The organism is Clostridium sp. AF15-41, assembly GCF_003604095.1.
In the GTDB taxonomy this organism is placed as follows: domain Bacteria; phylum Bacillota; class Clostridia; order Lachnospirales; family Lachnospiraceae; genus Coprococcus.
In genome coordinates this window covers 95,755-115,430 of record NZ_QTMQ01000003.1, presented here as the reverse complement: position 1 = coordinate 115,430, position 19,676 = coordinate 95,755, and the positions used below count along the sequence as shown (strand labels likewise).

Genomic DNA, 19,676 nt, shown 5'->3' with positions numbered 1-19,676 from the left:
GTAGGAGCTGGTCATATATGATTAGGCTCCTATTACACTTTACAAACATTTTTCAGGAGGAAATGACATGGCAACAGCATATAATCATAAAGTTGTTGAGAAGAAGTGGCAGAAGGTCTGGGATGATAACAAGGCTTTTGCTGCAACAGATGATTACAGTAAACCAAAGTATTACGCATTAGTTGAGTTCCCTTATCCATCCGGACAGGGACTTCATGTTGGTCATCCAAGACCATATACAGCACTCGATATTGTAGCCAGAAAGAGAAGAATGCAGGGCTATAATGTTCTTTATCCAATGGGTTGGGATGCATTTGGACTTCCGACCGAGAATTATGCGATCAAGAACAAGATCCATCCAAAGGAAGTAACAAAGAATAACGTAGCAAGATTTAAGGCACAGCTTCATTCCCTTGGATATTCATTTGACTGGGATCGTGAGATCAATACAACAGATCCGGAATATTACAAATGGACACAGTGGATCTTCCTGAAGTTATTCAAGGCAGGTCTGGCATATAAGAAAGAAATGCCGATCAATTGGTGTACATCCTGTAAGGTTGGTCTTGCAAATGAAGAAGTTGTAAATGGTGTCTGCGAGCGTTGCGGTGCGCCGGTTGTCCGTAAGGTCAAATCCGAATGGATGTTAAAGATCACAGAATATGCAGATAAGCTGATCGAAGGGCTCGATACTGTTGATTATATTGAGCGAGTAAAAGTATCACAGAAGAACTGGATCGGACGTTCTACAGGTGCGGAAGTAGATTTCCGGATCAAAGGAAAAGAAGATAAGCTTCGTATCTACACAACCAGATGTGATACATTATTTGGAGCAACTTATATGGTTGTATCACCGGAGCATCCATTGCTTGATAAATATAAAGATGAGATCAAGAACTGGTCTGAGATCGAAAGCTACAGAGAGCAGGCTGCCAGAAAGTCCGATTTTGAGCGTTCCGAGCTTGCAAAGGATAAGACCGGTGTAGCTATCGATGGTCTGGTAGCGATCAATCCTGTAAATGAGAAGGAGATCCCAATCTGGGTATCCGATTATGTACTGATGTCATATGGTACAGGTGCGATCATGGCGGTTCCTGCACATGACGAAAGAGACTGGGAATTTGCAAAGAAATTCGACCTGCCGCTTATTCAGGTAGTAGCAAAGGACGGAGAAGAAGTAGATATCAATGAAGCAGCATTTACAGATGTTGCAACAGGTGTTCTGATCAATTCCGGCTTCTTAAATGGCTTACAGGTAAAAGATGCAAAAGAGAAGATGATCGAGTTCCTGGAAGAAAAGGGAATCGGTAAGGCAAAGGTTAATTATAAGCTCCGTGACTGGGTATTCTCCCGTCAGAGATACTGGGGTGAGCCGATTCCAATCATTCACTGTGATAAATGTGGTTATGTTCCTCTTAACGAAAGCGAACTTCCGTTGATGCTTCCAGAGGTAGAGAGTTATATGCCGACTGATAACGGAGAATCACCGCTTGCAGCTATGACAGACTGGGTAAATGTGAAGTGTCCATGCTGTGGAGGACCTGCAAAGCGTGAGACAGATACCATGCCTCAGTGGGCCGGTTCATCATGGTATTTCTTGAGATACACGGATCCAAAGAATACAGAAGCACTGGCAAGTAAGGAAGCATTAAAATACTGGCTGCCGGTTGACTGGTACAATGGTGGTATGGAGCATACAACACTTCATCTGCTTTATTCCAGATTCTGGCACAAGTTCCTGTATGATCAGGGTGTTGTTCCTACACCGGAACCATATCAGAAGCGTACTTCCCATGGTATGATTCTTGGTGAGAATGGCGAGAAGATGAGTAAGTCCAGAGGAAATGTTGTAAATCCGGATGATATTGTAAATGCATATGGTGCAGATACATTAAGAACATACGAGATGTTCATCGGAGCCTTTGATCTTGCTGCATCATGGTCAGATGATGGTGTAAAGGGATGTCGCCGTTTCCTTGAGAGAGTATGGAAGCTGCAGGATATCGTAGTAGATGGTGATGCTTACTCTAAGGATATGGAGACAAAGATGCATCAGACGATCAAGAAGGTTTCAACTGACTTTGAGAATCTGAAGTATAATACAGCTATTGCTGCTATGATGGCACTTGTAAATGATTTCTATAAGAAGAATGCAGTAACAAAGGGCGAAATGAAGACGCTTCTTACATTATTGAACCCGGTTGCACCGCATATCACAGAGGAAATGTGGAGCATTCTTGGTTACGAAGGATATCTTTATCAGGCATCCTGGCCGACATTCGATGAGGCAAAGACAGTTGAGTCGACAGTAGAGATCGCAGTTCAGATCAATGGTAAGATGAAGGCGACTCTTGCTATCAATAAAGATGATCCAAAGGATGATGTTATTGCAAAGGCAAAAGAAGCTATCGCAGACAAGCTGACCGGTAACATCGTAAAAGAAATTTATGTACCGGGAAGAATCGTAAACATTGTGATGAAATAAATCTGTCAAGCAAATAAGCAGTGTGCCTGCAGGGCAGGCAAAGCTGCTTATTTATATTTTACAGGAAATGGCGGAACATAGCGATCTTCTGGCGTTCGGCAGGGGAAGCCTGTTCCATCATAATATCCATGATAAGATTGGATTCCTCTTTTGAGAAAGACAGATTACGTTTTTGAAGCTCCCGGTTTAACTGCATGATCTGAGGGAGCATCTGTTCCATAGTAGCATTGTGGGAACCGTTTGCAAGCTCCAGAATAATCTGACGTTTCAGGGGCATAAGATTTTTCAGGCGGGGGTCGTTTTCAAATTGATTCATGGCAATGGATCGTCCTTTCTGTTTTATAGGATTTATTTTGATTCCGGTTATATGTATGGATAATCTATAATGACCGGTTAGATTGCAGACCGGGTGTTCGTGTCGTATTCCTGTAACAACTGCATGATGTGATCCATGGAATTGTCGCTATGTTGGGATGATGACTGATCAGTTGTATCAGTATTTTCCGTGTTTTCATGTGTGGAGGAATCGTGAATTTTCTCATCTGTTCTGTTCCCCTGTATGGATGGATTATTATTTGTATATTCTGTATCTGTGGATATAGATGTATTATCCGGTGCAGCTTGAACGGTTTGGTCATAAGCCTGGAAAATGCTTTGAAAATCCGAAAACGCAGAATCGGTCCGGCTCATATCATTCATAACCTGCATCATATTCATTGCCTGCTGCATATTTTTCATTTGATCGGCGATATCCGGAAAACCACATTGAGCTAACGATGCCAGAATATCATTCTGATTATGGAAATCGCGGTTGAAATCACACTGACGAACATAGGACTGGTTGTTGATCACACGCATGATCTGTTGGAGTTCCATCATTTTCAGATAGATAATGAGCGGCATACGCATAGGTCCGTCAACAAAGGGGAGAATTGCTTCCAGAAGAAACAGACGATCATCGGATATTAATTTGTCAAGAGGATGAGAATGTGGTATCTGTGCCATACAATGCAAGGCTCCCTTCATTTCTTCAAAAGTAAGAGACGGTTTATCCGGATGGATTTTTCAGGTATGTAATGTAGTGCTTACAATTATTATTTATGAAAGAAATGGATATATAATGCATAAAAATATGAAAAAGAAATAACAACAGAATGAGTTGTTCCCTGTCTGTTATAAAGGAACAACCGGAATTATCAGGCGATTTCGGTGATAATTCCGGCATATAGTTCTTTTTTTACAGTTTTATATCCGTACAGAGGCTTTATAGCTGTTAAGGATATAGAACTGATATAGCTTATGACAGTCGGGGGTCAGAATTTCAGGATTAGCATCCACATCCACAACCGCAGTCATTTCCGTTGCCGCATCCACCACAGCAGCAAAGGAGGATCAGGATGATCCAGATGCAGTCGCATCCATTACTTCCGCCGCCACAGCCACAGTCATTTCCAAAACCATTTCCGCAGCATGAGAAGAGAAGAAGAAGGATGATGATGCAGGAGCAGCTGCCTCCGCCGAAACCAAACATTCCGTTTTTTCCACAACCGCACTGTGTTGCTGATAAATCACTCATGGTAAATACCTCCAATTTTCTTTATGCTATAGACTATTCGGTATTGATTCAAATGTTACAAAAACAGAAAAACAATATACGAAAAAAAAAGGATATGATATAATGAACGCAAAATTATTTGCTCGCAAGAATGCTGATTTTGCGAAATGCATAGAATGTGCGAAGCATATGATATAATGAGTGCAAAATCACTTGCCTGCAAGGATGCAATAATTATCAAAAATTAATGTTAAAAAGGGGTTAACCCGGGAGGAGAGAATACATGATTTATAAGTGCATGAATTGTGGTGGAAATGTTGTGTATGATCCACAAAGCGGACATATGAAATGTATGAGCTGTGGTGGAAGTGACTGCGAACAGAGTATTCCATCCGAGACACCGATGATATGTCCTGCGTGCGGAACACAGATTACATACCGGAACGAGTACGGATCTGCCGGTAAATGTCCGGCTTGTGGGGTACCAATCATCAGGGATGATTTTATCGTATATCCATATGGACCGGATGTAATTCTGCCATTTAAGGTGTCAAAACGAGATGCAGAAGAAAAGTTAAAACAGGAATTTGGAAAGAAGCTGTTTCTGCCATCTGATTTCCTGTCTACAAAGACACTGGAGCGGCTTCGAGGAGTCTATGTTCCGTTCTGGCTGTATGATTTTGATACAAACGTAGATTATAAAGCCGTTGGTACAAAGGTTCGTACATGGACCTCCGGCGACAGAAAATACACAGAGACATCCTATTTTGATGTCTACCGCAAACTGCATATCAAGTATAACGGTATCCCTGTTGATGCTTCGATCGAGATGCCGGATGGTATTATGGATCAGATGGAGCCATATGGTTATGATCAGCTGACTCAGCATGATAACAAATATCTGTCAGGCTTTGAGGCGGAGATATATAATTATACGCCGGATCAGTTATCGGGAAGAGCAGTAACCAAGGTAAATGATACATCAAAGAAATGGGCAGAGCAGAAAGCTTCCGGTTATACCAGCCTGACATCTGAGAATATGAACGCAAATAATAAACTGCTGGCGAACCGATTTGCATTGATGCCTGTATGGATCTATGAATATCGGTATCAGGGACAGAATTATATGTTCTATGTAAATGGTCAGACAGGTAAGTGTGTGGGTACACCACCGAGAAGCGTCAGCCGTGCGATCGGACTTACAGCAGCATTTGCTGCATCGGTAGCTGCGTGTGCTTCCGGCATAGCTATGATCCTGGAGGTGATTTAATATGAAGAAATATAAGATCACCGTTTTAGTATTATTTGTTATCGGATTTGTTCTGATGATTGGAAGTGCGCTGATCAGCAAACAGAATCTGAAGCATGATAAGAGAAGCAACACAGAATGTCTGACGGATCAGAGAGTATTTGATTATGCAGACAAACTTACATCTTCTGAAGAGAAGAGCTTGGAAGATGTCATTGCAGAATATGAAGATAAGATAGGTGCGGATATCGTAGTTGTAACGATCAACAATGAACAGGCACAGGATATGTTTGATACATATTGGTCTGATACATATTATGCCGAGTTTGAAGCAATTAAAGCAGTTGCAACGGCAATGTGTGATCAGAACCGTTTCGGTTGGGAGAACTGGGAATATGATCCTTCAAGCAATCGGAGCACAAGTGATGGCTATGTTCCGAGTGATAGTATTGTAATTGCAGCTAACTATGAGGCCGGAGATGTATGGATGAGTACATCGGGAACCAGAGTGCGTGCCCGGATCAGTGATTCAAAGGCATCATCATTAACCGAGGCCGGTGGTAAATATCTGCGTTCGGATGCAGAGAAAGGATTTACGGTCATGATCGAGAAAGCTGCTATTTGCATGAAGAGTGCAAATGGCGGAGGAATTCATGTATCACCGTTGTTTATATTTGTAGCGGTTATAATATGTGCGGTAGTCTTCTTTATCACCAATATGTCAAAGAAGGCGGGCAAGGATACAACTACATTAAATACATATGTAAATGGAAATGTAGAGCTTCTGGATCATCGTGATATCTTCATCCGTAAAGATGTCACAAGCGTAAAAATTGAGTCGTCAAGCAGCGGTGGCAGCAGCGGTGGCGGTGGAGGCGGCAGCCATGGCGGTGGCGGCAGCCATTTCTAAGGCGTATGATGCAGAATAAACGATTAAATCTGTTTTTATTAAAAAATACAGTCATGTCGCTGCTCGGAAGTGCAGTTATAATGGCAGTTCTCACAGGCTTGATGGTACAGTTTCATCTGCTTGGAAATTTTACATTTCATACCATAAAGCAGCTATCAGATATTCCGGGATTGTATAATTCCGGAATATCGAATGTAGAGATGGCTTTTGATAAGCTTCAGTATATGGGGTATGATTACTGTATGGATGGTAAACGTGTCGGGGGATATTACTGTGCATGGATAAATGATAAATTCATGATCGTGTTGATCGATGATACGGAGACTGTTATAAGAGATTATACGGTGCAGGGACAGTTGAAGAAAGATCCGGCTACCTGTAGCTATATTTTATCCCAGTGTGCGGAAAGTGCGGGAATAAGCAAGGAGCAGCTTGAAAAGATAACATATGATTATATGATCAGCGAGATTGATTATCCGAAGACATTTTACGGAATTGTGAAGCTGGCATTTTATCTTGCACTTGCTATGATGGCATTATCGCTTGTTGAGATCGTCTGCTGTATCTTTTGTCCGTGGTATCATCCCCGGATCAGACACTTACAGGGAGTGTTTGACAGGAAGCTGGTTGTACGTGATATAAACCGCCAGCTGCATGATGCGGTCGTATATGAGAGTCATAATTGTTATGTGACAAAGAAATATCTGATCATCAGTACGTTATTTCGAACAGACATTGTACTGTTAAGGAATATAGAAGTAATTTCAAAACATACAGAGCGTAAGGGCAGGACAGGACATAATATTTATAAGCTGATCATATCAAATGCTGCCGGAATGATATATGAGCATAATTTTAAATCTGAGAGCATCGTGGATGAGATAATTCCATTGATACAGAAGAAAAACACCCGTTGATCCGGATGTGCTGTTGTACAGTGTGACAACGATTCGGATCGGACGGGTGTATTTGTTTTTAATTGATATTAAAGATCCAACTTATCCTGTTCTTCGATAACATCGAGATCCTCGGATACATCGGATAATCCCTCGTTTTCATAGAGGATAGGGCTTTCTTCTTCCGGTGCAGCGTCTTCCGATGTGGAAGGTATATCGGAGAGAAGATCGTCTACTTTGGCGGTAACATCTGATACACTTTCAGCTACAGTAGCAGCTTCAGCGTTTGTATCGGTATTATCGACAGCATCATCCAGAGAGAAATAATCGCGGTCTGCGGTTTCTTCTTTTGCAGGCATCTTTTCCTTGATCGTATGCTTAACCTTTTCTACCTTATCATCCATATCTAAAGACTGGTATACGGTAGAATTCTTGATCTTGTCCCTGAATACATAGCAAACACCGCCGATCGCAGCGATCGTAGCAGCGGCTTTGAATAATTTACCTTTTCCCATAATGCATAATCTCCTTCTATATATGATGTAAAAGTCGTTATAAATAACGTTTCCATAATTTTAATATGTATACACTTAAAAAGCAAGAAAACATTGATAAACAAAAGGGATAACAGGCAGATTTTACGAACTTTTAACATTTGCCTGATAGGATGAAGTATGCTATAGTTTTCAAAGATATACAACGTATATGAAAGATAAATGTGATGATCGGATTAAAGCTGATCAAAAGAAATTAAGAAGACAGGATCAAGGAGAGATAGAAATGACAGAGAGCAAAGGGGGACGCAGTATGGAACGTTTTAATACAGAATTGGAAGAATTAAAAAAGAAACAGAAAGAATTGGAAAGCCGTTATTCCGGCATCGGTACGATTCGTTTTCTGATGTTTTTGGTGATGGCAGGCGGATTGATCGTTGGTTTATATGATTCCAATATACCATTTCTTATAGCAGGAATTCTTGCGGTGGTGGCCTTTGTATTCTTAGTATTTAAGCATGGCAAATTAAATGAACAGCTGGAATATAACAGGGCAAAGGTAATAGTATATGAACGTTATCTGAAACGTTACGATGACAGCTGGAAAGAATTTGAAGAAGACGGATCAGAGTATCTGACCGATGAAGATCTGGTCGCAAAGGATCTGGATATTATGGGTAAAAATTCGCTCTATCAGTTTATCTGCGTAGCAGGAACGGAGGATGGCAGACAGCTGCTTGCGGAGACGCTCAGACAGCCGGAATTTGCATCAGAAGACAGAAAGAAACGACAGGATGCTGTAAGAGAACTGACAGAGAAGCATGATTTTTCAATGGGATTTGAAACCTTATGTGTGAAGTCCGGAATGGGTAAGAAAAAAAAATATTCATCTGATGAATTTGTTGCTTATTGTACCAGCGATGAACATATATCAGGAATATTTAATATACTTCGTTTCCTGCTTCCTCTTGTGACGATCGTTTTACTGATCCTTGGCATCATGGGAAAAGTAAATCTCGGATATTCCCTGATCTCATTTTTTGTTGTTTTGTTATTTGCATGGATCACTTCGGGAGTGGCAGGGCAGGCTGTTATGCCGATGATCTCATTCGGTTATGTGATCGATGATTATATTAAAATGTTTGAACAGATATCGGATGAGAATTTTGATTCAGAGCTGTTAAAGGATATAAAGAATACGATCTCAGAGGATACAGGTGCTTTAAACGCTGTAAAGAAGCTGGAGCGGATCAGTTCGGCATTTAATATCCGCTATAATCCGATCATCCATCAGGTTCTCTGCGGTCTGCTTTTATGGGATTTTCATCTGGGCTTTATGATGGATAAGTGGAGAGATCGGTATGGAAGTCAGGTGAAAGACTGGATCCATGCAATCTCAAGAATGGAAGAACTGTTATCATTTGCGGCACTCGCACGGACCAGAGATGTATCATATCCTGAGGTGACAAGACACGATAAAGTAGAGGTAACGGCAGAGAATATGCGTCATCCGCTGATCGATCCGTCAAAGGTAGTTCCAAATGGTGCAGCATTTAAGGGCGGAACGACTATCATCACAGGATCGAATATGTCAGGTAAGACGACATTCCTGCGTACTCTTGGAATCAATCTGATCCTTGCATATGCAGGCGCACCTGTATGTGCGGAGAATATGCACGCGGATTACATGAAGATTTTTACATCGATGAGAGTAACAGATGATGTCAGTAATGGTATATCCACGTTCTATGCAGAGATCCTTCGGATCAAATCCATGGTAGAGTATAAGAAAAATGATATGCCGATGTTATGCCTGATCGATGAGATATTCAAAGGAACCAATTCGGCAGATCGTATCGTGGGAGCGTCTCAGGTTATTAAAAAGTTATCGGATGATAATTCTATGACAATCGTGTCTACCCATGATTTTGAATTATGTGACCTGAAAAATGAAGCCGGTGTGCCGGCGGTAAATTATCATTTTGAAGAATACTACGAAGGTGATCAGCTGCGATTTGATTATAAGAAGAAGGATGGCAGATGTACGACGACAAATGCAATGGCGATCCTTCATATGGCAGGACTTGATTAGTAAATACTGACAAAACGTTTTTTGATTCATGTGATTTGAATTTTCAGCAATTATGCACAATGCTGATTTGTAGAAATTACCAAAAATTCATTGAACAGTAAAATGTTTTGTGATATAGTTATAAATATGAAAGTGATTTTATCGAAAGCATACAAAGAATAGACAAAAAAGGAGGAATAGAATATGCTACCAGCTAACATTGCATCGGACAATGATAATAATGTTCTATCCATAGCAGCATCCAATAATAAAGGATTATTGATCAGATTTTTGAATGAACAGGTTGAGGACGGATTTTATGCACTTGTTATCGATTATCTGAAAGACAGTAATTTTGATTTATCATCCATGATGGTTGATGACGAGGTAAAGGCTCAGTGTACAAAGTTATACGAGCTGGCTGAGTTTGTTGATTTTAACATTAAAGCGACCGGTCGTTATGAGATCGAAGAATGGATAGAGCCATTGTTCAAATTCATATATGGTGATATTGATCCGGCTGATATTGATGCACCTATCAGTGCAACCGGCATTTACAGATACAGTATCTGGTTGATCTACTTATATCAGACAGAGAAGTTCTCGGAGGCTATGCGCCTGATCGGGGAGCGTATCGCCCCATTACTTATCAATGTAAGCTATCAGATCTTAGAGGACGATGACAGACCTAAGAATTTTGATAAGGCGGTTATGGGATATCTGGATCTGATCAATGTTGTTATGGAGATGGGACTTCCGCTTTCAACAGCAAAGTCAGATGCATATATCAATAATCTGGAAGTACTTTTTGATTATGTAGTAGAAGACCCACATGTTGGGAATGATTACAAGATCCAGTTCAGCATTGGCTTATTTAATGCATATATCAATGATAAGAATTATGCAAAAGCATTTGAGTTCTATGGCTTGAATGCAGAATATATCCCTATTGATAATCTTGCGGTATACGAGAACTTCAAGGAACTGATCCGTAACTGTAACAGTGCACAGAGTACAAGCGTGTTGTCCAGAAGCGTTGTATCAGCTATCTCCAAGCAGGAGATCTACAATAAGAGAATTGACACCCTTCTTACAGAAGTCGCAGGCTTTATCAAGAAGGTATACAAGTATATCGAAGACGAACCTGAGATGAAGAAGAATCTTCAGACTCTCGGAACCGGTTCTCAGTTAAATGGTAAGACCAATATCTTTGAAGGATTATATGAATATAACCTCGTTTTCTATGAATGCGGTATCAAGGCTATTGTAAATCAGGATATGTCATCTCGTTCATGGGAAGAGAAGTATGAGATGCTTGAACTTCTCTATACAACATTAAACGTAGTATTTGATGGTTACAATGTATATGAGATTTCAAATAAGATAGAGCATCAGTACATAGAATTAACATGGATCAACAATTATGTGAATGCAAATCCTAACCTTCTGAAGCAGTTCTTCAGTGTAAAGGAAAAGATTAAAGCATTCAAGGTTCGTAAGAATTCAATCCTTGAAAAGAGCAAGACTAATTATGAGATCAAGAAGATGATCGATGACAGACAGAAGCATCTGTTATTCATGGCTGCCGAGGACATGGTTGTAAACGGACTTGGTGGTGGTAAGATACAGATCATCAGTTCGGGATATGATTTGAATACTGCAAAGAGATATTTACAGGAAACTTATAATAAGATTGTTTTACCTGCAAAATATGGTCAGGAGACTCAGACTTCCGGTGGCGGATTCTTTGGAAAGAACAAAGGCTCAGCTGCAGATGCTGACCTTGCAAGATTATTACGTGATGCTTCCGTGGAAGAGATGTTATGCAAGTCCGAATGGTTATGGAATCAGCATAATGATAAGGGACTTGAGAAGCCGACTGCAGAAGAAGCTACTTATGCCGTTGCATGTCTTGTAAAAGTAATTCACAGAATGCTTGACAAGAAGGGAACTTCGAAGGCTGCAAGCTCTCCGAATAAGAAGGTAATCATTACCAAGACAGGTAAGGTTATCGAGTTATCTGATGAATCAGGTCAGTCACCTGTAAAGCAGCAGGAGTCCGGTGTGATTGAAGCAATCGATAACATCGTAGTTCTTCTGAAAGACAAGTCAGAAGAAAACGTAAAATATGTAAAGGCGTATATCGAAGATCTGTTAAATGCACTGATGAAGACAAAGTGGGACAAAGATACCATGCTGTCACAGTTTGATGCAGAAGAGCTTCGTGCAAAATCCTTCCAGGTAATCAAACGTCTGAACATGGATATGTTAGTATAATATTTATTATGCTACAAATTAATTGTGTAAATAAAAATGAGAGCTGATACTATTATTATGGAACAAGCCTACCTGAGCGTCGGTACTTAGGTTGCGTATTTTGCAACCTTATGTACCGTTACGTCGAAGGTAGAGCGAAAGCGACTTGTGTAATAATAAGTAGTATCAGCTCTCATTTTATATAGATACATATTTAGAAGGAAGCCTGCCTGATTTACCGTACAATCTGATGCTTTTTCAGGTAGGAATGTAAGATCCACTTTTCAGGAATCCGCTTCAGGATAATCTGGATCTCCTCTTTTTTATCGATTGGCTGCACTAACAGTGAAGTGATACCGGTGTTATTTGCGCCCCAGAGATCTGTAAACAACTGGTCTCCGACAAAGAGAGTATTTGTAGTATCGGTGCCGAGAAGCTGCATGGCTTTCTGGTAGCCGGAGCGTTTTGGCTTCCCGGCTTTATAGATGTACTTTACATCCAAAGGCTTGTTGAATTCCGCAACTCTTGGCTCTTTGTTGTTGGATACCAGACAGATACCAAATCCAATCTCTTTTAACCGGTGGATAAGTCTGATTGCTTCCTCTGTTGCCGGAGCATTATGGGGAACAAGGGTATTGTCAATGTCAAATAAGATGCCACGATAGCCTTTTTTATAATATTCGGCAAAGTCAATGACATAGGTTGATGTATAATATTCTGATGGATAAAATTTCTGAAACATGTTAAACTCCAATAGTATAAGATAGTGAAATTATAAATAGTGTAAAACAGATTTGTCAAGAAGTATACAGGAAGTAAATAAGAAGCAGATAATGATCAGATAAGGAATACGAGGTTAGACAATATGCAGGAAACATATATGAGGAGAGCCATTGAATTGGCAAAAAAAGGAATCGGAGCGGTAAATCCAAATCCGCTGGTCGGAGCAGTGATCGTAAAGGATGGGCGGATTATTGGTGAGGGATATCACAGAAGATACGGAGAACTTCATGCGGAGCGGGATGCGTTTGCACATCTGACAGAGGACGCAGCGGGGGCGGAAATGTATGTGACACTGGAGCCCTGCTGCCACTATGGCAAACAGCCTCCGTGCGTGAATGCGATCATCGAGCATAAGATCAGCAGAGTCTATGTCGGATCGGATGATCCGAATGCGCTTGTATCGGGAAAGGGATATCAGATACTACGGGATGCAGGGATTGAAGTTATCACGCATGTATTAAAAGAAGAATGTGACAGCCTGAATCCGGTATTTTTCCATTATATTGTAAATAAGACACCATATGTCGTAATGAAATATGCAATGACTATGGATGGTAAGATCGCAACCTACAGTGGAAAGAGTAAATGGATCACCGGCGAAGAAGCAAGAGCCCATGTGATGGAGCAGAGAAATGCACTTACAGGTATCATGGTTGGAAGCGAGACTGTGATAAAAGATGATCCGGCACTTACCTGTAGGAGAGCAGGAGGCAGAAATCCGGTCCGTATTATTTGCGACAGCAGACTTCGGATTCCTATGGATTCACAGATCGTAAGAACAGCGTCTGAAGTACCGACGATTCTTGCAACCATACAGTCAGAGGATCAGACAGATAAGAAGCAGAAGCTGATCGGGGCAGGCGTTGAGATCATCGAGACGGAGAATGTGGATGGTCATGTGGATCTGCAGGAACTGATGAGACAGCTCGGCGCAAGAAACATAGACGGAATTCTGCTTGAAGGTGGCGGAACCTTAAATGAAAGTGCATTAAAAGCAGGTATCGTAAAAGAGGTCGATGTCTATATAGCACCGAAGATCTTTGGGGGAAGTGCAGGTTATACACCGGTCGGTGGTATGGGAGTAGAATCACCGGAAGAAGCCTATCCGTTTGAGCTTGGTTCCGTTCAGAGGTTTGGAGCAGACATCATGCTTCAGTATTTTCAGATAACAGCTTGACAAACATAACAAACTGTGCCAATATAACCATGTTGAAGTCTTCAGGGCGGGGTTCGTTTCCCCACCGGCGGTGTACATAGTAATTTATGTGAGCCCGCGAGCCGTAAGGCATGATTTGGTGAGAATCCAAAGCCGACAGTAAAGTCTGGATGAAAGAAGAATGCAGATAACAGGTATCAGCATGCGTAGAATCTGCACCAACATTTCATAACAAACAACCCGCCGGAGACATAGTCTCCGGCTTTTTTATGTTAAGTTATATGGAAACTTAATATGTTAAAAGAAGAAATTCAGCAAGTAAGTTGTTAATTAATCAGGTTGATGTTTTTTTAAACAATCAGTTCGTTACTCCATTGATCTTGTGCAGTAAACCTTTTTTCATGTCGGTTCTTAACGAACTGCAAAGGGCAGTGAGTTTAGTACCGTTACATGAAAATAGAGCGCAAGCGTTTTGCGGAACAAGAGTCAATGGGGTGACGAAATGACTGTTTGCAAAAAAACGTCCCCGAAAAGGAGGCAGTCATGTTCACAGGCATTGTGGAAGAGACAGGCACGATAAAGAAGATAGAAAAAGGCACATCCTCCGGTCGCCTGACCATAGAGGCTGACAAGGTTCTGCAAGGAAGTAAGATCGGTGACAGCATAGCTGTCAATGGGGTATGCCTGACGATCACAGGAATGTCGGGGCATTTGTTTACGGCAGATGTGATGGCAGAGACGATAAGAAGAAGCAATCTGGGTACCTTAAGCTCCGGCAGCAAGGTGAATCTGGAGCGTGCGATGGCGGCAGATGGAAGATTTGGCGGACATATCGTATCTGGGCATATCGACGGAACCGGGGTGATCACAGATTACACCGGAGAAGAAAATGCGATCTGGGTGACAGTAACATGTGATAAAAAGCTGTTAAAGTATATCATCGAGAAGGGATCGATCGCGATCGATGGAATCAGCCTGACGGTTGCTTATGTCGATGACCGCTGCTTTAAGGTTTCGATCATTCCACATACGGCAGAGGAGACAACGCTGATCCGCAGGCAGACCGGAGCAGTGGTCAATCTGGAAAATGATGTGATCGGCAAATATGTAGATAAGCTGCTTCATTTTAAAGACAAAGAAGAATCGGATACAGGAAAAAAAGTAGATATGAATTTCCTGGCAGAGAATGGATTCTTATAAAATAAATATTCCTATGGAGGTAAAGACAGATGGAATTAAACAGCATAGAAGAAGTATTAGCTGATCTGGCAGCCGGTAAGGTTGTCGTTATGCTCGATAATGAAGACAGAGAGAACGAAGGAGATGTCATTTGCGCATCTGAATTCGCAACCACGGAGAATGTGAACTTTATGGCAAAATATGCCAGAGGCCTGATCTGTATGCCGATGGATGATTCTTATGTGGAGAAGTTAAATCTTCCGCAGATGTGCATCACAAATACAGATAATCATTGTACTGCATTTACAGTGTCGGTTGACCATGTAAGCACTACAACCGGAATCTCAGCGTATGAGCGTGGCATTACAGCCAGAAAGTTCGTAGAAGAAGATGCAAAGCCGGAGGATTTCCGCAGACCGGGTCATATGTTCCCATTACGTGCAGTTCCGGGCGGCGTGATCGAGAGAGGCGGACATACAGAGGCAACGGTCGATCTGTGCAGACTTGCAGGCTTGAAGCCATGTGGTCTGTGCTGTGAGATCATGAAGGATGACGGTACAATGGCAAGAAAGGACGATCTGCTTGCATTTGCTGAGGAGCACAACCTGAAAATCTCCACGATCGAAAAGCTGGTTCAGTACCGTAAGGAACATGAAGTATTTGTAGAATGTGTAGCAAAGGCAAAGATGCCGACCAGATATGGTGAGTTCACGATCTATGGATATATCAATAAATTAAATGGTGAGCATCATGTAGCACTGGTAAAGGGCGATATCACCGATGGAGAGCCGGTATTATGCAGAGTTCATTCTGAATGTCTGACCGGAGATGCACTTGGTTCAGCCCGTTGTGACTGTGGCCAGCAGTATGATGCAGCGATGAAGATGATCGCAAAGGAAGGCAGAGGCGTGCTTCTGTACATGAGACAGGAAGGACGTGGAATCGGTCTGATCAATAAGATCAAAGCATATCAGTTACAGGATCAGGGCTTAGATACCGTAGAGGCAAATCTGAAGCTTGGCTTCCCTGAGGATGCAAGAGATTATACGATCGGAACACAGATCTTGGTTGACCTTGGTGTCAGAAAGATGAGACTGCTTACGAACAATCCATTAAAGGTATATGGTTTGTCAGGATACAATCTTGAGATCGTGGAACGAGTACCGATCCAGATGCAGCCGGGCAAGTTCGATGCGTTTTATCTGAAGACAAAGAAAGAAAAGATGGGACATATACTTGATCTGTAAGACGATATAATGAACGTAATAACAGGAGGATAATAAAATGAAGAAGATTGAAGGAATGATCGTAGCAAATGGTGCCAAGATCGGTATTGTAGCAGCAAGATTTAATGAATTTATCGTATCAAAACTGGTAAGCGGTGCAGAGGATGCATTATTACGTCACAGCGTAAATCCGGATGACATATCTGTTGCATGGGTTCCGGGAGCATTTGAGATTCCGGTTGTAGCTAAGAAGATGGCTATGTCAGGAAAATATGATGCAGTGATCTGCCTTGGCGCAGTTATCCGCGGAGCAACCAGCCATTATGATTATGTATGCAATGAAGTGTCCAAGGGAATTGCATCTGTTTCGCTTGAATCCGGTATCCCTGTTATGTTCGGTGTAGTAACAACGGAGAACATTGAGCAGGCAATTGAGCGTGCCGGAACAAAGGCAGGTAACAAGGGTTATGATTGTGCAATGGGCGCACTTGAGATGATCGACCTTATGAAGCAGTTATAAAAATTGCATAGCATAAAATAATGTTCAGGGTTTTATGATGCAAAAAAGGTCATAGAACCCTGAATGCATTCATACTGCGTGGAGCGCTTTTGTTCTTATGCGGTAATAACCGGAGGAAATAGACATGAATAAGACAAGAAAGATTCTTTTTTTTGATATCGACGGAACTCTGATCACGGATGATGGAAAACGATATTTTCCGGACAGTGCAAAAGAGGCAATACAAAAGGCAAGAGAGAACGGACATCTGGCATTTATCAATACGGGAAGAGTATTTTGTAATGTAACGGAAGAAATCAGAAGCGCAGGCTTTGATGGTTTTGTCTGTGGCTGCGGAACTCATATTGTGTATAATGGTGAGACATTGTTTCATCACGTTACGCCATATGATGTCTGCGCAGGTGTGATTCGGAAATGTCGTGAATATAAAATGGATGCCGTATATGAACATGCGGACAAAGTGTTTACAAGCGATGTTTTTTCCGATAATGAGCATTTAAAAGAACTGACCAGTTATTTTAAGGCAACCAGCACCTATATGGAATATGACGATCCTGCAAACGATCATATCTTTGATAAATTTTGTGCATGGTATGATGCTGACACTCCGTATCTGGAAGTGTTTAAGACATATCTGGAAAAAGATTATATGTATATCCAGAGAGAGGGAAATTTTTGTGAGGTCGTACCAAAGGGATATACGAAGGCAACCGGTATCCGGTATCTGCTTGATTATTTTGACCTGCCATTGGAAAATGCATATGCATTTGGAGACGGAAGTAATGATGAACCGATGTTGGCATATGTGCCAAATAGTATTATAATGAAAAAAGGTCCGGAGTATCTGAAGAAGAAAGTCCGTTTCGTAACGGATGATGTCAGAGAAGACGGAATCTATAAAGCTATGAAAAAAATGGAGATTATCTAATGGACGAAGAATATTCAAAAGTAACGATGGTCGATCAGTTAGCTATCGCGGTATCCAGCCCGAAAAATTATAAGCATCTGACGAAGTTAAAAGCGAGCAAGACGGTAGGATTTATGATATTGATCGCTTTTATCCTGACCTTTATCGAGTTTGGAATCGGTGTCATTACCTTTATCATGCATGTGGGAGGGTTAAATAACCTGATTACGAATAAGGTTCCGCAGTTTGTGATCGAGGATGGTAAGCTTACGGCAGAGTCGGAGATGTCACTCGATATCGGAAATGCAACAATCTATATGAATACGGATTATGACAGGATCACACTCGATGATATCAAGACAAATGGCGTGTATATCGCATTTGGCAAAGAGAACGTAGTCATGGGAATGATAAACGGCGGACAGACGTATGAATACTCGACGATGGATCTCGACAAATTATTCTATGATGGATTTAACAATGAACAGCTTGCATCCGCAGTACCGGCGTTCTATGTTGCGATTATCATTATGTATATTGCTATGATGTTCGGAAGTGTGATCAGGATGATCTTCCTTGCACTTGTATTTTCGATCGTTGCACGGACGCTTGCGAAAGGACTTCACACAGGTTTATCTTATGGGAATGTATTCCGTGTATGTCTTTACGGACTGACCTTGCCGATGCTGCTGACATCGGTAAATACCTGTCTGGATTTTCTGATACCGTCATCTATTATGTTTGTGATCACCTTGATCCTGGCATTTTCTATGATAAACAGGGGAATCGCAAGCCATGTGGGAACAACGGCACCACCGGAGGACTGGTTATAAAGTGCTGATATAAAAGGAGGCTTTTATGGAGATTGAAAGAAAATATCTGATAAAAGAGATACCGTTTTCACTGGAAGCGTATCCATATAAGGAACTGGAGCAGGGGTATATCTCGACCAGCCCGGTGATCCGTATCCGAAAGGCAGATGAACAATATATTCTTACAGTAAAGTCGAGCGGATTACTGGAACGACAGGAATTCGAGCTTCCGATGAATGAAGCAGATTATAAACGACTGCTTGGCAAGGTTGATGGGAATCTGGTGACGAAACGCAGATATATCATCCCGCTAACGGATACAGAGGGTACAACAGGTGATAAGCAAAAGGATGCAGGACTTAAGATCGAACTGGATGTCTTTGAGGGGCTGTATCAGGGACTGATCTATGCAGAAGTCGAATTTGAGACGAAGGAAGATGCAGATAATTTCGCAGCACCGGCATGGTTTACCAGAGATGTATCGATGGATGGAGCGTATCATAACAGTGCATTAAGCAGTATGAATGAGGAACAGCGACTTGCATTTATGACAGGTGTGTCGAAACTCGGCGAATAGTATAGATAGAAATGGAGGAAGAATGATGAAAGTCAGAATGTTATTTGAAACAGGATATGAAGAAGTAGAAGCATTAACCGTTGTAGATCTGTTAAGACGTGCAAAGGTTGACTGCCTTATGGTGGCGGCAGACGATCAGGATACGGTTACAGGTTCACATGGGATCACAGTAAAGATGGATGAGAAGATCAGTGCACTTACCGATGATGCAGATATGATCGTACTTCCGGGTGGTATGCCCGGTGTGACAAATCTGATCGCAAATGAGAAGGTAAAGAATCTCGTATGCGGACAGTATGAAGCAGGAAGATATGTTGCAGCGATCTGTGCGGCACCGACTGCCTTTGGAGTCTTTGGCATCTTAAAGGATAAGGAGGCTACCTGCTATCCGGGAATGGAAGCGGGACTTCATTGTGCGAAAGTATCATATGAAAATGTAGTAACAGACGGTAAGGTGATCACAAGCCGCGGTATGGGAACAGCTATTGATTTTGGTTTGAAACTGGTTGAGATCCTGACAGATCGGGAGACAGCAGAGAAGCTGGCAGCAGCCATTGTTTACAAATAAGAATTATGGAATTTAAAGTATCGGTCAGGCAT

19 protein-coding genes and 1 riboswitch are annotated in these 19,676 nt (G+C 41.6%); of the genes, 14 read left to right on the top strand and 5 right to left on the bottom strand.

What is annotated here, in order from left to right; genetic code table 11:
* Positions 1–67 precede the first annotated feature (67 nt).
* A complete protein-coding gene (gene leuS / locus DWW43_RS03210) occupies positions 68–2,485 on the top strand; it encodes a leucine--tRNA ligase (RefSeq protein WP_008403056.1) in 2,418 nt (805 codons plus the stop codon).
* A gap of 58 nt (positions 2,486–2,543) precedes the next feature.
* On the opposite strand, the gene DWW43_RS03205 is transcribed toward leuS, so the two are convergent.
* The 3 genes from DWW43_RS03205 to DWW43_RS03195 all read right to left on the bottom strand — a co-directional run bounded on the left by DWW43_RS03205 (position 2,544) and on the right by DWW43_RS03195 (position 4,061).
* Positions 2,544–2,801 (bottom strand): hypothetical protein, encoded by a 258-nt coding sequence (locus DWW43_RS03205; protein WP_119962712.1) that lies wholly within the window; start codon positions 2,799–2,801, stop codon positions 2,544–2,546.
* Between the two features lie 77 nt (positions 2,802–2,878).
* Positions 2,879–3,490, bottom strand: coding sequence for a hypothetical protein (locus tag DWW43_RS03200; RefSeq protein WP_119962711.1), 612 nt, complete (start codon positions 3,488–3,490; stop codon positions 2,879–2,881).
* A gap of 322 nt (positions 3,491–3,812) precedes the next feature.
* Positions 3,813–4,061 carry a hypothetical protein gene (locus DWW43_RS03195; protein ID WP_008403060.1) on the bottom strand — a complete coding sequence of 83 codons (249 nt, stop codon included), beginning with the start codon at positions 4,059–4,061 and terminating at the stop codon, positions 3,813–3,815.
* A 262-nt stretch (positions 4,062–4,323) separates the two neighbouring features.
* On the opposite strand from DWW43_RS03195, the gene DWW43_RS03190 reads away from it, so the two are divergent.
* From DWW43_RS03190 to DWW43_RS03180, 3 genes are read left to right on the top strand one after another with little or no spacing between them, the layout of a single operon-like run.
* A complete protein-coding gene (locus DWW43_RS03190) occupies positions 4,324–5,310 on the top strand; it encodes a hypothetical protein (RefSeq protein WP_008402956.1) in 987 nt (328 codons plus the stop codon).
* Between the two features lies 1 nt (position 5,311).
* Complete coding sequence (locus DWW43_RS03185; protein ID WP_119962710.1) at positions 5,312–6,199, top strand: TPM domain-containing protein; 888 nt, start codon at positions 5,312–5,314, stop codon at positions 6,197–6,199.
* Positions 6,200–6,204: 5 nt separating this feature from the next.
* A complete protein-coding gene (locus DWW43_RS03180; RefSeq protein ID WP_133302390.1) occupies positions 6,205–7,116 on the top strand; it encodes a hypothetical protein in 912 nt (303 codons plus the stop codon).
* A 68-nt stretch (positions 7,117–7,184) separates the two neighbouring features.
* Here DWW43_RS03180 and DWW43_RS03175 read toward each other — a convergent pair whose 3' ends face one another.
* Complete coding sequence (locus DWW43_RS03175) at positions 7,185–7,610, bottom strand: hypothetical protein (protein ID WP_008402953.1); 426 nt, start codon at positions 7,608–7,610, stop codon at positions 7,185–7,187.
* 292 nt (positions 7,611–7,902) lie between these two features.
* Between DWW43_RS03175 and DWW43_RS03170 the strand changes: the two genes are divergently transcribed.
* Positions 7,903–9,681 (top strand): DNA mismatch repair protein MutS, encoded by a 1,779-nt coding sequence (locus tag DWW43_RS03170; RefSeq protein ID WP_243104386.1) that lies wholly within the window; start codon positions 7,903–7,905, stop codon positions 9,679–9,681.
* A gap of 183 nt (positions 9,682–9,864) precedes the next feature.
* On the top strand, positions 9,865–11,937 hold the full coding sequence (locus DWW43_RS03165; protein WP_008402949.1) for a hypothetical protein: 2,073 nt from the start codon (positions 9,865–9,867) through the stop codon (positions 11,935–11,937).
* Positions 11,938–12,151: 214 nt separating this feature from the next.
* Here DWW43_RS03165 and DWW43_RS03160 read toward each other — a convergent pair whose 3' ends face one another.
* The gene (locus DWW43_RS03160; protein ID WP_119962707.1) at positions 12,152–12,658 is read right to left on the bottom strand and encodes a YqeG family HAD IIIA-type phosphatase; all 507 of its coding nucleotides are present in this window, start codon (positions 12,656–12,658) and stop codon (positions 12,152–12,154) included.
* Between the two features lie 123 nt (positions 12,659–12,781).
* Here DWW43_RS03160 and ribD point away from each other — a divergent pair, with 123 nt between their 5' ends.
* From ribD to DWW43_RS03120, 8 genes are all read left to right on the top strand, one after another.
* Positions 12,782–13,876: a bifunctional diaminohydroxyphosphoribosylaminopyrimidine deaminase/5-amino-6-(5-phosphoribosylamino)uracil reductase RibD gene (gene ribD, locus DWW43_RS03155; protein WP_119962706.1), complete on the top strand. Its 1,095-nt coding sequence runs from the start codon at positions 12,782–12,784 to the stop codon at positions 13,874–13,876.
* Between the two features lie 33 nt (positions 13,877–13,909).
* Positions 13,910–14,041, top strand: a riboswitch (FMN riboswitch).
* Between the two features lie 357 nt (positions 14,042–14,398).
* On the top strand, positions 14,399–15,055 hold the full coding sequence (locus DWW43_RS03150) for a riboflavin synthase (protein WP_119962705.1): 657 nt from the start codon (positions 14,399–14,401) through the stop codon (positions 15,053–15,055).
* A gap of 29 nt (positions 15,056–15,084) precedes the next feature.
* A complete protein-coding gene (locus tag DWW43_RS03145) occupies positions 15,085–16,281 on the top strand; it encodes a bifunctional 3,4-dihydroxy-2-butanone-4-phosphate synthase/GTP cyclohydrolase II (protein WP_008402942.1) in 1,197 nt (398 codons plus the stop codon).
* A 37-nt stretch (positions 16,282–16,318) separates the two neighbouring features.
* Entirely contained in the window at positions 16,319–16,780 is a 462-nt protein-coding gene (ribE, locus tag DWW43_RS03140) for a 6,7-dimethyl-8-ribityllumazine synthase (RefSeq protein WP_008402941.1), read from the top strand.
* 124 nt (positions 16,781–16,904) lie between these two features.
* A complete protein-coding gene (locus tag DWW43_RS03135) occupies positions 16,905–17,708 on the top strand; it encodes an HAD family hydrolase (RefSeq protein WP_119962704.1) in 804 nt (267 codons plus the stop codon).
* Complete coding sequence (locus DWW43_RS03130; protein WP_008402939.1) at positions 17,708–18,520, top strand: DUF1189 domain-containing protein; 813 nt, start codon at positions 17,708–17,710, stop codon at positions 18,518–18,520. Before DWW43_RS03135 ends, DWW43_RS03130 begins: the two co-directional genes overlap by 1 nt.
* Before the next feature lie 25 nt (positions 18,521–18,545).
* Positions 18,546–19,076, top strand: coding sequence for a CYTH domain-containing protein (locus tag DWW43_RS03125; RefSeq protein ID WP_119962703.1), 531 nt, complete (start codon positions 18,546–18,548; stop codon positions 19,074–19,076).
* A gap of 22 nt (positions 19,077–19,098) precedes the next feature.
* Positions 19,099–19,644, top strand: a complete 546-nt coding sequence (locus DWW43_RS03120) for a DJ-1 family glyoxalase III (RefSeq protein WP_008402936.1) — start codon at positions 19,099–19,101, stop codon at positions 19,642–19,644.
* Positions 19,645–19,676 lie beyond the last annotated feature (32 nt).

What these genes read in the sequence shown, in the direction of transcription:
- DWW43_RS03195 (WP_008403060.1), bottom strand. Translation starts at nt 4,061, where the DNA reads ATGAGTGATTTATCAGCAACACAGTGCGGTTGTGGAAAAAACGGAATG.
- DWW43_RS03170 (WP_243104386.1), top strand. Translation starts at nt 7,903, where the DNA reads ATGGAACGTTTTAATACAGAATTGGAAGAATTAAAAAAGAAACAGAAA.
- DWW43_RS03185 (WP_119962710.1), top strand. Translation starts at nt 5,312, where the DNA reads ATGAAGAAATATAAGATCACCGTTTTAGTATTATTTGTTATCGGATTT.
- DWW43_RS03175 (WP_008402953.1), bottom strand. Translation starts at nt 7,610, where the DNA reads ATGGGAAAAGGTAAATTATTCAAAGCCGCTGCTACGATCGCTGCGATC.
- DWW43_RS03125 (WP_119962703.1), top strand. Translation starts at nt 18,546, where the DNA reads ATGGAGATTGAAAGAAAATATCTGATAAAAGAGATACCGTTTTCACTG.
- DWW43_RS03160 (WP_119962707.1), bottom strand. Translation starts at nt 12,658, where the DNA reads ATGTTTCAGAAATTTTATCCATCAGAATATTATACATCAACCTATGTC.
- DWW43_RS03205 (WP_119962712.1), bottom strand. Translation starts at nt 2,801, where the DNA reads ATGAATCAATTTGAAAACGACCCCCGCCTGAAAAATCTTATGCCCCTG.
- ribD (WP_119962706.1), top strand. Translation starts at nt 12,782, where the DNA reads ATGCAGGAAACATATATGAGGAGAGCCATTGAATTGGCAAAAAAAGGA.
- DWW43_RS03200 (WP_119962711.1), bottom strand. Translation starts at nt 3,490, where the DNA reads ATGGCACAGATACCACATTCTCATCCTCTTGACAAATTAATATCCGAT.
- DWW43_RS03120 (WP_008402936.1), top strand. Translation starts at nt 19,099, where the DNA reads ATGATGAAAGTCAGAATGTTATTTGAAACAGGATATGAAGAAGTAGAA.
- DWW43_RS03130 (WP_008402939.1), top strand. Translation starts at nt 17,708, where the DNA reads ATGGACGAAGAATATTCAAAAGTAACGATGGTCGATCAGTTAGCTATC.
- DWW43_RS03190 (WP_008402956.1), top strand. Translation starts at nt 4,324, where the DNA reads ATGATTTATAAGTGCATGAATTGTGGTGGAAATGTTGTGTATGATCCA.
- DWW43_RS03180 (WP_133302390.1), top strand. Translation starts at nt 6,205, where the DNA reads ATGATGCAGAATAAACGATTAAATCTGTTTTTATTAAAAAATACAGTC.
- DWW43_RS03145 (WP_008402942.1), top strand. Translation starts at nt 15,085, where the DNA reads ATGGAATTAAACAGCATAGAAGAAGTATTAGCTGATCTGGCAGCCGGT.
- leuS (WP_008403056.1), top strand. Translation starts at nt 68, where the DNA reads ATGGCAACAGCATATAATCATAAAGTTGTTGAGAAGAAGTGGCAGAAG.
- DWW43_RS03135 (WP_119962704.1), top strand. Translation starts at nt 16,905, where the DNA reads ATGAATAAGACAAGAAAGATTCTTTTTTTTGATATCGACGGAACTCTG.
- ribE (WP_008402941.1), top strand. Translation starts at nt 16,319, where the DNA reads ATGAAGAAGATTGAAGGAATGATCGTAGCAAATGGTGCCAAGATCGGT.
- DWW43_RS03165 (WP_008402949.1), top strand. Translation starts at nt 9,865, where the DNA reads ATGCTACCAGCTAACATTGCATCGGACAATGATAATAATGTTCTATCC.
- DWW43_RS03150 (WP_119962705.1), top strand. Translation starts at nt 14,399, where the DNA reads ATGTTCACAGGCATTGTGGAAGAGACAGGCACGATAAAGAAGATAGAA.